Below are 13,584 nucleotides of genomic sequence, written 5' to 3'. Positions count from 1 at the left end.
TTTTAATCAAACACTCGGGTTACCAGATTGAATATAATATATTTTTATGGCTTGCTATTGTCTGGATAAAAACGGATTTTCGGTTCGATTTCGTCGGGAATATCTCTCTGTATAATTTGATTTTTATCGCTGAATATAATTTTATTCATCTGATAGCTCGGGTGTTTTATATCAATAGTTTGGGTGCGTAGTGTTATGGAGGCCTATTATGGATATTTATACTCAGGCGTTACAGGTAGGATATGATCACTATTTATTTGTTAATACTCAGTTATCTAACCCTACTATTAAATCAGTAAGTCAATATATTGAGTATAGAACGTGGTCAGGTCAAATTTGGCGTACTGAGGTTATTGAACGTGGGAATGCTTTCTTTCACTGGCAAGGGCATGACAGAATAAATGGTCATCGTGATACGGTGATTAATTATCTGTTGAATGGACAGCGCTGGCAGTCAACGATTACAGATTACATTTTCTTTCATTCACTGGATGGTGAAGAGGCGCAGGGACATTATGACAACGTGATTAAATACGTTTGTGCTAATAACTGTGTGTATCGAAGTGCGTTTGCGGAATATATAAAGGAATAACCAGAGAGCGCGCCACCGAGATTTCGGGCGCGCTCAGATTGTTTTCACTGGCCGTAGTAGGCTTTTGCGCCGTGTTTACGCAGGTAGTGTTTATCTAACAGGGTTTGCTGCATATCCGGCAATTGCGGCGCGAGCTGGCGACAGAAGATCCCCATGTAGGCGACTTCTTCCAGCACGATGGCGTTGTGTACCGCATCTTCGGCGTTTTTTCCCCACGCAAACGGACCGTGAGAGTGCACCAGCACGCCAGGCATCTGCGAAGCGTCAATGCCTTGTTTCTCAAAGGTTTCAACGATCACGTTACCGGTTTCCCACTCATATTCGCCGTTGATTTCTTCCTCGGTCATTTTCCGTGTGCAGGGAATCGATCCGTAGAAATAGTCCGCATGAGTGGTACCCGTGGCTGGAATCGACTGGCCCGCCTGCGCCCAGATGGTCGCATGACGCGAATGGGTATGAACAATGCCGCCAATGGTCGGGAATGCCTGATACAGCAGACGGTGCGTTGGGGTATCAGAGGAGGGTTTCTTCGCACCTTCTACAACCTCACCGGTGGCGATACTGACTACGACCATATCTTCTGCGGTCATAACGCTGTAATCGACCCCGGAAGGTTTTATCACAAACACGCCGCGCTCGCGATCGACGGCACTCACGTTCCCCCAGGTCAAGGTAACCAGGTGGTGCTTAGGCAACGCCAGATTGGCTTCCAGCACCTGACGTTTGAGATCTTCTAACATGTTGATTCCTCTGTGCCGGATGGCGGGCAAGCGCAGAGCCATCCGGCAACAACATAATTAACGTTTAAAACCGTAATAGACGTCGTTCCAGCGCAGCGCGTCCTTAAAGGCCGGCAGGCGGGTATCGTTGTCGATCACGGCGATCTCGATATCGTGCATTTCAGCGAACTGGCGCATATCGTTCAGATCCAGCGCGTGGCTGAAGACGGTGTGGTGCGCGCCACCGGCCAGGATCCAGGCTTCAGATGCGGTCGGCAGATCAGGCTGGGCTTTCCACAATGCGTTAGCCACCGGCAGTTTCGGCAGGGAGTGCGGTGTTTGAACCGTGTCGATGCAGTTAACCAGCAGACGATAGCGATCGCCAAGATCGATCAGGCTGGCAACGACTGCCGGGCCAGTTTTGGTGTTGAAGATCAAACGAGCGGGATCGTCTTTACCACCAATGCCGAGATGCTGAACATCGAGGATCGGTTTATCTTCCACCGCGATGGACGGGCACACTTCCAGCATGTGCGAGCCGAGCACCAGATCGTTGCCTTTCTCGAAGTGGTAGGTGTAATCCTCCATAAATGAGGTGCCGCCCTGCAGACCGGTTGACATCACCTTCATGATGCGAAGCAGAGCGGCGGTTTTCCAGTCGCCTTCGCCCGCAAAGCCGTAGCCTTGCTGCATCAGACGCTGTACGGCCAGACCCGGGAGCTGTTTCAGGCCGTGTAAATCTTCAAATGTCGTGGTAAAGGCGTGGAATCCGCCCTGTTCCAGGAAGCGCTTCATCCCCAGTTCAATACGGGCCGCTTCCAGTACGTTTTGACGTTTCTCACCGTGGACTTGCGTTGCCGCCGTCATGGTGTAGGTGCTTTCATACTCATCGATTAGCGCGTTGATTTCGCCGTCGCTAATGGAGTTCACTACCTGCACCAGATCGCCTACGGCCCAGGTATTTACCGAGAAGCCGAATTTGATCTGCGCAGCGACTTTATCGCCATCGGTGACCGCGACTTCACGCATGTTGTCGCCAAAACGGCAGACTTTCAGATGGCGGGTATCCTGTTTGGACACGGCCTGGCGCATCCAGGAGCCAATGCGTTCGTGCGCTTGTTTGTCCTGCCAGTGACCGGTGACCACGGCGTGCTGCTGACGCATACGTGCGCCGATGAAGCCGAATTCACGGCCGCCGTGCGCGGTCTGGTTCAGGTTCATAAAGTCCATATCAATGCTGTCCCACGGCAGGGCGGCGTTGAACTGGGTATGGAATTGCATCAGCGGCTTGTTGAGGATAGTCAGACCGTTAATCCACATTTTGGCCGGAGAGAAAGTGTGCAGCCAGACCACCAGACCTGCGCAGCGATCATCGTAGTTAGCGTCACGACAAATAGCGGTAATCTCGTCAGGTGAAGTACCCAGCGGTTTTAAAACCAGTTTGCAGGGCAGTTTAGCTTCAGTATTCAGCGCGTTAACGACGTGCTCGGCATGTTGGGTTACCTGACGCAGGGTTTCAGGGCCATACAGATGCTGGCTACCAATCACAAACCACACTTCATAGTTATCAAAAATCGTCATTGTCGTGTCCTTAATGTGTCAGGGTTGCCTGGTCTACCGGGGTTTGTTGCGCCGGAGCGGCAGTCGGAAGGTATTGTTGTTCAGCGCTAACCGCCCACTGCTGGTAGCGGCGGTAAAGCTGTTCAAAACGTTGAGCCTGCTCTGGTCGAGGTTGCAGCGTGTTTTCCACGGCGCTTGCCATCTGTTGCTGAGCGGCTGGGATATCGGTGTGTACTTTCGCGGCAACGGCGGCAAAGATAGCTGCACCGAGTGCGCAGCACTGGTCTGAAGCGACAATCTGTAGCGGACGGTTGAGCACGTCACAGCAGGCCTGCATGATGACCGGATTTTTACGGGCGATGCCGCCTAGCGCCATTACGTTGTTAACCGCAATGCCTTGTTCGGTGAAGCATTCCATGATGGCGCGTGCACCAAAGGCGGTGGCGGCAATCAGACCGCCGAACAGCGCTGGCGCGTCGGTTGCCAGATTCAGATCGGTAATCACTCCTTTCAAACGCTGGTTGGCATTGGGCGTACGGCGACCGTTGAACCAGTCGAGCACCACCGGCAGGTGATCCAGCGACGGATTTCTCGCCCAGGCTTCGGTTAGCGCTGGTAGCAGCTGTTTTTGGCTGGCTTTAATCTGGGTCTTCAGCTCCGGGTGTTGCGCGGCAAGCTGCTCCAGCGGCCAGCTCAGCACACGGCTAAACCAGGCATAGATATCGCCGAACGCGGACTGGCCTGCCTCGAGGCCAATAAAATGCGGCACCACGCTGCCATCAACCTGGCCGCAAATGCCTTTCACCGCGCGCTCGCCGACGCTGTGTTTGTCAGCAATCAGAATGTCGCAGGTCGACGTGCCAATGACTTTCACCAGCGTATTGGGCTGTGCGCCCGCGCCGACCGCGCCCATATGGCAGTCAAAAGCGCCGCCTGCAATCACCACGCTTTCCGGTAGTCCCAGACGCTGCGCCCACTCGGCGCACAGGGTGCCAACCGGCAGGTCGGCTGTGAAGGTATCGGTAAACATCGGGTATTGCAGATGGCGGTTGAGGATGGGGTCGAGTTCGTCAAAGAAACTGGCTGGCGGTAGACCACCCCAGCTTTCATGCCACAGTGATTTATGCCCGGCGCTGCAGCGACCGCGACGAATATCCTGTGGACGTACGGTATTAGAGAGCAGGGCCGGAACCCAGTCGCACAGTTCAATCCACGAAACCGCGGCCTCGGCAACCGCGTGGTCCTGACGGGTCACATGCAGGATTTTGGCCCAGAACCATTCGCTGGAATAAATACCGCCGATATAGCGGGAGTAATCGATCTTGCCCGGTGTGTGGCACAGACGGGTAATTTCTTCAGCTTCTTCTACTGAGGTGTGATCTTTCCACAGGATAAACATTGCATTTGGGTTTTCAGCGAACTCCGGACGCAACGCCAGTACGTTGCCGTCGGCATCGATGGGGGCCGGGGTTGAACCGGTGCTGTCAACGCCAATCCCGACCACTTCCGCACGCTGTTTAACGCTCAGTTCGGCCAGCACGGTTTTCAGCGCCGCTTCCATTGATTCAATGTAGTCGCGTGGATGATGGCGAAACTGGTTGTTTGGGCCATCGCAATACTGTCCTTCCTGCCAACGTGGGTACCACTCTACGCTGGTGGCGATTTCTTCACCGGTGGCACATTCCACTGCCAAAGCGCGTACTGAATCACTGCCAAAATCGAGGCCAATTGCAATCGCCATCGTCTTACTCCATCCAAAAATACGGGTATGGATAAACAGTAGTTAGTAGGGATAAAAACCGTCAGGCAGGATTCGCTAATCTTATGGACTAAAATGCTGTGGCATCACAAAGTGTGACGCCGTGCAAATAATCAATGTGGACATTTCTGCCGTAGTTATAGACACTTTTGTTAGCCGATTTTAACGTTGGCGCAGTACATATTTTTTACAAAGTGCTTTTCACAAGCGGGGTTGATGGTCCATTACCGCAAACACAGCGGCCCGCAGGGGCGACGGCAATGATGTCTGGCGTAATATGGACAAATTGTTTCTTAGCAGAACATAGGGAGTATTGAAATTATGGCTGAAACGCAAAACGATCCCCTGCTGCCAGGCTATTCGTTTAATGCGCATTTGGTGGCCGGATTAACCCCCATCGAGGCGAACGGATACCTGGATTTTTTTATCGACAGGCCGCTGGGTATGAAGGGCTATATCCTCAATCTCACTATCCGTGGCGAAGGGGTTATCAATAATCAGGGCAAACAATTTGTCTGCCGGCCTGGCGATATTTTGCTGTTTCCGCCCGGAGAAATTCACCACTACGGACGCCATCCTGATGCCAGCGAGTGGTATCACCAGTGGGTTTACTTTCGCCCACGCGCCTACTGGCAGGAGTGGCTGACCTGGCCGGCCATTTTTGCCCAGACTGGATTCTTTCGCCCGGATGAAGCACATCAGCCGCATTTTAACGAACTGTTTGGGCAGATAATCAACGCCGGGCAGGGAGAAGGTCGCTATTCCGAACTGCTGGCGATTAATTTACTGGAGCAGTTATTGCTCCGACGTATGGAAGCCATTAATGAATCGCTGCATCCCCCCATGGACAACCGCGTGCGCGACGCCTGCCAGTACATCAGCGATCACCTGGCGGACAGTAATTTTGATATTGCCAGCGTCGCACAGCACGTCTGCCTGTCGCCTTCCCGTTTGTCGCATCTGTTCCGTCAGCAGTTGGGTATCAGCGTATTAAGCTGGCGCGAGGATCAGCGTATCAGCCAGGCCAAGCTATTGCTGAGTACCACTCGTATGCCCATTGCTACGGTAGGGCGCAATGTTGGCTTTGACGATCAGCTCTATTTTTCTCGCGTTTTCAAAAAATGTACCGGCGCCAGTCCGAGCGAGTTTCGCGCCGGATGTGAATAAAAAGTGAATGATGTGTCCTGAAAGTTGTCATAACTCGCAATCTATTCAGACAATTGATGGCTTGACGAAGTTGAGACGGGTTATCAAAATCCCTGCTTCGTAAATCTGACGGACACATTATGCAAGCATTGCTGGAACACTTTATTCTTCAGTCCGCCCTGTACTCCCTGATCGCCGTACTGCTGGTGGCCTTTCTGGAGTCGCTGGCGCTGGTTGGTCTGATTCTGCCCGGTACCGTGATGATGGCGGGGCTGGGGGCGCTGATTGGCAGTGGCGAACTGAACTTCTGGCATGCCTGGCTTGCGGGCATCATTGGTTGCCTGTTGGGGGACTGGATCTCTTTCTGGTTGGGCTGGCGCTTTAAAAAGCCGCTGCACCGTTGGTCGTTCATGAAAAAGAACAAGGCGTTGCTGGATAAAACCGAGCACGCGCTGCATCAGCACAGCATGTTTACCATTCTGGTGGGGCGTTTTGTGGGACCGACGCGTCCGCTGGTGCCAATGGTGGCGGGCATGCTGGATCTGCCTGTCGCTAAATTTATCGTCCCGAATATTATTGGCTGCGTGCTGTGGCCGCCGTTCTACTTCCTGCCGGGGATCCTGGCGGGGGCGGCAATTGATATTCCTTCTGAGATGCAGAGCGGGGATTTTAAATGGTTGCTGCTGGCGACGGCGCTGTTGCTATGGGTAGGGGGCTGGTTTTGCTGGCGACTGTGGCGTAGCGGCAAAGCGGCAGTCGATCGCTTAACCGCGTATTTCCCCCGCAGCCGTTTACTGTATCTGGCGCCGTTGACGCTTGGGATCGGCGTGGTCGCGCTGGTGGCGTTACTGCGCCATCCGCTGATGCCGGTGTATATTGATATTCTGCGTAAAGTCGTGGGTTTCTGACGATTCTTTTGCCGGATGGCGCTGACGCTTATCCGGCCTGGGAAATCAATCACTCGGCTTTGATGCCCAAGAGCGTCGAGGCGCTGGCCTGACCGCTTAATAACTCATCCGTTTTGCCCTGCCAGGCGATGCGCCCGTCGGCGACCACAATCGAACGGGACGCAATTCGCGCCGCATCTTCTACACTGTGGGACACCATCAGTAAGGTAAGCTGTTTATCGCGACAGACTTCAGCAACCAGCGTTAACATCTCCTGGCGCAGGGCGGGATCGAGCGCAGAGAACGGTTCATCAAGCAGCAAAATGGGTTGTTCCCGCACCAGGCAACGCGCCAGCGCTACGCGCTGTCGCTGACCGCCGGAAAGCTCACCGGGGAGGCGCTCCAGCAGTGAGTCAATCCCCATTTGCTGGGCGATGTGATGCATTTTCTCCCGCTGCGATGCGTTCAGCTTCAATCCCGGGTTAAGGCCCAGGCCGATGTTTTGCTGCACGCTCAGGTGGCTGAACAGGTTATTTTCCTGAAACAGCATCGAAACGGGGCGACGTGATGGAGGCGTGGCGGTGTGATCTTCACCTTCAATCAACATGGTACCGCTGGCAGGCGTGAGAAAGCCGGCGATCAGATTCAGCAGCGTACTTTTCCCGGCGCCGCTGGGCCCGAGGATCGCGACCTGCTCACCGCGTGCGATCGACAGCGTAAAGCGCATCGGCAAATGGTGATAAAGCCATGTGATATCAATCAGTTTTAACATTTCGACCCGGCAATTTCTCAATAACAGTAAACAGCGTAAAGCACAGGATCAGCAGCAATAACGCCGTAACTGCGCCATCCTGACTGCGATAAGAGCCAATCTGCTGATATAAATAAAACGGCAGGGTGCGGAAATCCTCATTACCGAATAGCGCAACCACGCCAAAATCGCCAATCGACAGCACGCAGGCAAAAGCCATCGCCTGCGCCAGCGGGCGCTTCAGGGCGCGCAGTTCAACCACTTTCAGGCGCGACCATCCCTCAATTCCCAACGACTGGCACAACATACTGTAGCGGGTGGTGACGTCCCGCATTGGGTTTTCCAGCACCTTCAGCGCGTAAGGGATCGCCATCAGCGCATTGGTAAAAATGACAATGCCGTCGGCTGATTCGGGGAGTCCAATGGTGTTATTGAGCAGCAGAAAGAAGCCGGTTGCCAGCACGATGCCCGGCATGGCGAGGATCATCATGCCGCTAAGTTCCAGCATCTGACCCGCCAGCACCTGCTGTCGGGCACGCAGTTCACGACTGCTCCATAACAGCATCATGGTGAGAACTACGCACAACGCACCTGCCGCCAGCGCAATGCGCAGCGAGGTTCCCAGTGCGTGCCACAGTACAGGTTGCTTAAGAACATCCAGCATATGGCGGTTAATACCATCGACAATTACCGCCAGCAGCGGCGGCAGCAGTAGCAGCAGGGCCAGAATAATCAGCAGTGCGTCTGCCAGGCGGCTGTGCAGATGATCGTCGGGATCGCGCCAGCCCTGAACCAGCGTGGTACCGGGGGCGATGGCGCGGCTCAGACGTTGGCTGAAGAGCACCAGCGCTAAACAACAAACCATCTGGATCAACGCCAGCATGGCGGCGCGGGCGGGATCGTAATCAAAGTTCAGCGCCTGATAAATCGCCAGCTCGATGGTTGTGGCCTGCGGTCCACCGCCCAGTGACAAAACAGTGGCGAAGCTGGCGAAACAGAGCATAAAGATGAGCGCCGCGACGGGAAGAATTTGCCGACGCAGCCACGGCCATTCAACAAAGCGGAAGAAATGCCAGCCGCGCAGACCCAACTGAGCGGCTAACTGTCGCTGTTCGCCGGGAATATTCTCCAGCGACTGCAACAGCAGACGACTGGCCATCGGCAGATTGAAAAAGACGTGCGCCAGCAGAATGCCCTGCAGACCGTACGGCGAAAACGTCCATTCCAGCCCGAATGTATGCCAGATCGAGGCCAGCCAGCCCTGACGACCGTACACGCTAAGAATACCGAAGACCGCGACCAGCACTGGCAGGATTAACGTCATCGCGCACAGGCGCAGCAGCGCCAGTCGTCCTGGAAAACGGCGGCGATAGAGCGCTCTGGCAAGGAAAATCGCCGGGATGACCGACAACACTGCGGATAAAAAAGCCTGCCAGAAAGAAAAGCGCACCACGTGCCACAGGTAGTCGTCTTGCCACAGTGAGAGCCACTCCCCCCGTGGGGCGTTAAACCACAGCGCCAGAAACGCGGCCAGGGCAACGGCCACCATCAGCGTGGCGGCGGTAAGCCCTGGAACCAGCCAGCCGGAAATTAACGGCTGACGGCGCGTTGCCATTCGCTAATCCATGCCTGGCGTTGAGCCGCAACCTGCTGCGGCGTAAATTCCAGCGCGGTGGCTGGCTTATTCAGTTGCTCGAATCCAGAAGGCAGGGCGACCGGGGTTACCGGATACATCCAGTTGCCGGTCGGAATCGCATTCTGGAAGGCTGGAGACACCATAAACTTGAGGAATTTCTCGGCCAGTTCCGGCTGTTTGCTGGCCGCAGTACGGGCGGCGACTTCCACTTGCAAATAGTGGCCTTCGCTAAAGTTGGCTGCGGCGTAGTTGTCTTTTTTCTCGGCGATGATGTGATAGGCCGGGGAGGTGGTGTAGCTGAGTACCAGATCGCTTTCGCCTTTCAGGAACAGGCCGTAGGCTTCACTCCAGCCCTTGGTGACCGTGACGGTTTTTGCCGAAAGCGCGCGCCAGGCCTCCGGCGCCTTATCGCCATAGACTTTCTGCATCCATAGCAGCAGGCCCAGCCCCGGCGTGCTGGTACGCGGGTCCTGATAAATGACGCGCCATTTTTGATCGCTCTCTACCAGTTCTTTCAGGCTTTTGGGCGGATTCTTCAGCTTGTTCTTATCATAAACGAAGGCGAAATAGCCGTAATCAAACGGAACGAAGGTATCGTTTTTCCAGCCGCCGGGCACGTTTACGGCTTCACTTGCTACACCGCTTTTGGCAAACAGTTTGGTTTGGGTGGCGGCTTCCAGAAGGTTGTTATCGAGGCCCAGTACGACGTCAGCTTTACTGTTTTTTCCTTCCATGCGCAGGCGGTTAAGCAGCGAGACGCCATCTTCCAGCGCGACCAGTTTCAGTTCACAGTTGCAGTCAGCTTCAAAGGCTTTTTTTATTGTCGGGCCCGGGCCCCAGTCAGCTGCGAACGAGTCGTAGGTATATACGGTCAGTACAGGTTTGGCGAAAGCAGGCGCTGCGCACAGCAGTAAAAGCGGAAGACATTTTTTAAACACTTTGCACCTCATAAAGTTGGGTGGCAAAGGACTTGAGTTGCAGCCTCAAATCCCTTCGCCGGCATTATCCGGATCAGGTTCGACGGGTATCTCTCAGCCCATACACTTCATCATTCACGCTGCCTCTGTGTTGGCTGCGTTACTCGGCCCATCTCCGGGCCTCGCCCCTTCGGGGCCGCTGCAAGCAGCGTTCAAATCTGCTCCCGGCAGATTTGTCGCTCACCCCAGTCACATAGTTATCTATGCTCCTGGGGACTCACTCGCTTGCCGCCTTGATGCAGCCTGAATGATTTTGTGTATGTTTTTATTTAGCACCCCGTTGAGAACGGCGTTAGTGTAATGATTTTGTTGCTATGCGGCAATCAAGAGCCGGATCTAAGGATCCGGTGGTGCAAACCACGCTGATTTAAAATCAAACCAGCCGAGGGTATTCATGCGTAACCCGCGCATACTGCGCTGCCCCTGAATGATCAGCCAGTGGTGGATTAATGGCACAATGGCCTTTGTGGCGAGCAGCTGTTGGCACCATGCCGCCAGGCTCATTTCGCCCGTCCGCCAGCGGGCCGCATCGTTTTCCCAGTCCCGCGAGATACAGTTTTGCAGTAACGGGACTTCGCACAAATGGGCGAACAGCGAGAAATCCAGCGGTAGGGTAAAGTTGGCGCTGTTGAGCCAGATATCACTGACGATTTCACCCGCATGCCATTGATCGTAGTCGATCTCCTGAATATTTAACTGTACCTGATGCTCTGCCAGCAACGTCTTCATGATCTGCGCGATAATCCGATGTTCGATGTGATCGCGATAGTAGGTGATCGTCAGCGTTTCCAGTCCGGCGGGTTTTTCACCATGGCCGGGTTTGGCATGGTGCCAGCGGGGGAGCAAACCGTAGGCGGGAAACCACAGTCGCTGGAACTGTTCGTCGGCATGGCAGATGAGATGGGTTGGCGAAAGAACGCGGCTAACCCAATCGCGAACCTCCTGATTAGCGCCACGGTGGGTGCGCGCATCAAACAGCAGGTAGTAGCATCCTTCCTCGAGGCGGCTTTCGATCGCCTTTTCATCCTCCGTGGGGCCTTTTAGCGTCAACCCACCGCCAGGCTCTTCACCGATATCGGGTAAAACCCAAACGTTAACTTCGTCGATCAGCGCCCGGTAGCCAAAGTAATCATCAAATGCATGAATTTTCAGTTGGTTATTGGTATTGCGCATCACCGAATAGGGACCAGTGCCAATTGGGTGGCTGGAGAAGTTGCTGAGCGTCTCCCATTCTCGCGGCAGGATCATGGCGGGGACTTGCCCCAATAGCCAGGGAAGCCAGCGGTCGGGTTGGGCGAGATGGATATCCAGCGTCCAGGCCGTGGGAGAAACGATCTGCGTGATGTGCGAGTACAGCGGCAGGGCGTTAATGCGCATCAGCGAGGTGATGACATCTTCCATTTCCAGTTCGCGGCCATGATGAAAATGAATCCCCGGACGCAGGAAGAATCGCCAGTGTAACGGTGAAATCTGCTGCCAGTGATGGGCGATGTCCGCTTCCAGTTCCCCATTTTCCTCATTTACCCGAATTAAGGCGCTGAAGATTTGCCGGGCGATATGAGTTTCTGAACGGCGTAGCGCCGTACCGGGAAGCAGGTTGTGCATGGGACGATAATAGAGAACGCGCATGATGTGCCGCCCCTGGCGAAAACTGCGCCCCAGGTGCGAAACCAGCATCTGTCGTACGGCCGTTTTGTCACCGACCAACTGCACCAGTTGATCGATGCGATCCTGTTCCAGCAGGTCTTCTGCCCGCTGCTGCTGGAGTGCCAGCCCGGTATAGAGGAAAGTCAGGCGCGAGCGTTTACCTCGCCCAACTTCGGCTTCCCACGTTAACCAGCCGCGTTCTTGCATGGTATTGAGCAGGGTACGCATATGGCGGCGCGAACAACTCAGCAGCTCCGCCAGCTCGTTCAGCGTCGTGTCTTGCGTTTTGCCGTCACAGCATTGCCACAGACGGATGAACTGTTGTTGCAGACGACCAGAAGACATAAAAGGGGAACTCCTGCGAAAAACTCAGCAATTTTATTATCCCTATATTAAGCCAATAATAGATTCCGATGAAGCGATGAGACAACGAAGGGGTCATCTATGCGTCAGTTCTGGTTGAAATACTTTACCGCGACGGAAAAATCGTCCTGGTTGGCTTGCCTGAGCGCACCGCAGCGCTTAAAGATGCTCGAAGAACTGATGCAGTGGGAGGTGACAGCCTGACTCCTGAATTGGGAATTGCAGACATCATGTGTGACTGAGTATTGGTGTTAATCGCCGCGCCAGCAGATAATCACTGCTGGCTTTTTTTGTTTCTGCAGCGCTAAAAGGAACTGTAATGCTCTGGATTATGACCATGGGACGGCGCCTCAACGGCGTTTACGCGGCATTTATGCTGGTCGCTTTTATGATGGGCGTAGCAGGTGCATTGCAGGCACCCACGCTGAGCTTGTTCCTGAGCCGTGAAGTCGGGGCGCAGCCGTTTTGGGTCGGGCTGTTTTATACCGTCAATGCGATTGTCGGGATCGTTGTCAGCCTTGCCCTCGCGAAACGATCCGACAGCCAGGGCGACAGGCGCAAGCTGATCATGTTCTGCTGCCTGATGGCAATCGGAAACGCGCTGCTGTTTGCGTTTAATCGCCACTATCTCACGCTTATCACCTGCGGTGTGCTGCTGGCCTCGCTGGCGAATACCGCCATGCCGCAGCTGTTTGCGCTGGCGCGGGAATACGCTGATAACTCCGCGCGTGAAGTGGTGATGTTTAGCTCGGTGATGCGTGCGCAGCTTTCGCTGGCCTGGGTAATTGGACCGCCGCTGGCCTTCATGCTGGCGCTGAATTACGGCTTTACGGCGATGTTTTCCATTGCCGCAGGGATTTTCGCCATTAGCCTGGTGCTGATTGCGCTGATACTGCCGTCAGTCACGCGGGTGGAGCAACCTGTTGACGTACCGCTGGAACAGACCGGCGGTTGGCAGGACAAAAATGTGCGCATGTTGTTTATTGCCTCCACGCTGATGTGGACCTGCAATACCATGTACATCATCGATATGCCGCTGTGGATAAGCCTTGAGCTGGGGTTACCGGACAAGCTGGCCGGGCTCCTGATGGGGACGGCGGCTGGGCTGGAAATTCCGGCGATGATCCTGGCGGGCTACTATGTGAAGCGCTTTGGCAAACGGCGAATGATGATCGCGGCCGTCGCGGCGGGCGTACTGTTTTATCTTGGTTTGATCTTCTTTCACAGCCGCACGGCGCTGCTGGTGCTGCAACTATTTAATGCAGTATTTATCGGTATCATCGCCGGGATAGGAATGCTGTGGTTTCAGGATCTTATGCCAGGGCGTGCGGGGTCAGCGACCACATTATTTACCAACAGTATTTCAACGGGGGTCATTCTCGCGGGAGTGATTCAGGGGGCTGTTGCGCAAAGCTACGGTCACTTTGCCGTCTATTGGGTGATTGCGGCGATTTCTGTGGTCACGCTGGTGATGACCGGGCGGGTAAAGGACGTTTGATTTTTGTAGTGCCGGATGGCAGCTTACGCCTTATCCGGCACCACAAGGA

12 protein-coding genes are annotated in these 13,584 nt (G+C 54.6%); 5 read left to right on the top strand and 7 right to left on the bottom strand.

From position 1 onward, the window contains the following. The first annotated feature begins 208 nt into the window (after positions 1 to 208). On the top strand, positions 209 to 592 hold the full coding sequence (locus BZK42_RS14835) for a DUF4751 family protein (RefSeq protein WP_016155677.1): 384 nt from the start codon (positions 209 to 211) through the stop codon (positions 590 to 592). A 44-nt stretch (positions 593 to 636) separates the two neighbouring features. On the opposite strand, the gene araD is transcribed toward BZK42_RS14835, so the two are convergent. The 3 genes from araD to araB are packed head-to-tail and all read right to left on the bottom strand — an operon-like array spanning position 637 to position 4,612. Beyond that, entirely contained in the window at positions 637 to 1,332 is a 696-nt protein-coding gene (gene araD / locus BZK42_RS14830; protein WP_047498360.1) for an L-ribulose-5-phosphate 4-epimerase, read from the bottom strand. Positions 1,333 to 1,389: 57 nt separating this feature from the next. Beyond that, positions 1,390 to 2,892 (bottom strand): L-arabinose isomerase, encoded by a 1,503-nt coding sequence (araA, locus tag BZK42_RS14825; protein WP_016155678.1) that lies wholly within the window; start codon positions 2,890 to 2,892, stop codon positions 1,390 to 1,392. Positions 2,893 to 2,902: 10 nt separating this feature from the next. Next, positions 2,903 to 4,612 carry a ribulokinase gene (gene araB, locus BZK42_RS14820; RefSeq protein WP_080859378.1) on the bottom strand — a complete coding sequence of 570 codons (1,710 nt, stop codon included), beginning with the start codon at positions 4,610 to 4,612 and terminating at the stop codon, positions 2,903 to 2,905. Positions 4,613 to 4,951: 339 nt separating this feature from the next. On the opposite strand from araB, the gene araC reads away from it, so the two are divergent. Together araC and BZK42_RS14810 are read left to right on the top strand one after the other, a co-directional pair. Continuing rightward, positions 4,952 to 5,797 carry an arabinose operon transcriptional regulator AraC gene (araC, locus tag BZK42_RS14815; protein WP_003018834.1) on the top strand — a complete coding sequence of 282 codons (846 nt, stop codon included), beginning with the start codon at positions 4,952 to 4,954 and terminating at the stop codon, positions 5,795 to 5,797. A gap of 119 nt (positions 5,798 to 5,916) precedes the next feature. Continuing rightward, positions 5,917 to 6,684, top strand: coding sequence for a DedA family protein (locus BZK42_RS14810; RefSeq protein WP_016151676.1), 768 nt, complete (start codon positions 5,917 to 5,919; stop codon positions 6,682 to 6,684). A 49-nt stretch (positions 6,685 to 6,733) separates the two neighbouring features. On the opposite strand, the gene thiQ is transcribed toward BZK42_RS14810, so the two are convergent. The 4 genes from thiQ to sgrR all read right to left on the bottom strand — a co-directional run bounded on the left by thiQ (position 6,734) and on the right by sgrR (position 12,019). Beyond that, on the bottom strand, positions 6,734 to 7,435 hold the full coding sequence (thiQ, locus tag BZK42_RS14805) for a thiamine ABC transporter ATP-binding protein ThiQ (protein ID WP_016151677.1): 702 nt from the start codon (positions 7,433 to 7,435) through the stop codon (positions 6,734 to 6,736). Next, positions 7,419 to 9,029, bottom strand: coding sequence for a thiamine/thiamine pyrophosphate ABC transporter permease ThiP (gene thiP / locus BZK42_RS14800; RefSeq protein ID WP_080859377.1), 1,611 nt, complete (start codon positions 9,027 to 9,029; stop codon positions 7,419 to 7,421). Before thiP ends, thiQ begins: the two co-directional genes overlap by 17 nt. Continuing rightward, a complete protein-coding gene (thiB, locus tag BZK42_RS14795) occupies positions 9,005 to 9,988 on the bottom strand; it encodes a thiamine ABC transporter substrate binding subunit (protein ID WP_080859376.1) in 984 nt (327 codons plus the stop codon). Before thiB ends, thiP begins: the two co-directional genes overlap by 25 nt. Before the next feature lie 375 nt (positions 9,989 to 10,363). Next, on the bottom strand, positions 10,364 to 12,019 hold the full coding sequence (gene sgrR, locus BZK42_RS14790) for an HTH-type transcriptional regulator SgrR (protein ID WP_053388885.1): 1,656 nt from the start codon (positions 12,017 to 12,019) through the stop codon (positions 10,364 to 10,366). A gap of 99 nt (positions 12,020 to 12,118) precedes the next feature. Between sgrR and sgrT the strand changes: the two genes are divergently transcribed. Then, positions 12,119 to 12,241, top strand: a complete 123-nt coding sequence (gene sgrT, locus BZK42_RS14785) for a glucose uptake inhibitor SgrT (protein WP_016151681.1) — start codon at positions 12,119 to 12,121, stop codon at positions 12,239 to 12,241. 115 nt (positions 12,242 to 12,356) lie between these two features. Further along, entirely contained in the window at positions 12,357 to 13,535 is a 1,179-nt protein-coding gene (locus tag BZK42_RS14780) for a sugar efflux transporter (protein ID WP_080859375.1), read from the top strand. The last annotated feature ends 49 nt before the right edge of the window (positions 13,536 to 13,584 follow it).

Source organism: Citrobacter braakii (assembly GCF_002075345.1).
Lineage (GTDB): Bacteria > Pseudomonadota > Gammaproteobacteria > Enterobacterales > Enterobacteriaceae > Citrobacter > Citrobacter braakii.
The sequence above is the reverse complement of the archived record's forward strand: the minus strand, read 5'-3'. Positions and strand labels throughout refer to the sequence as shown.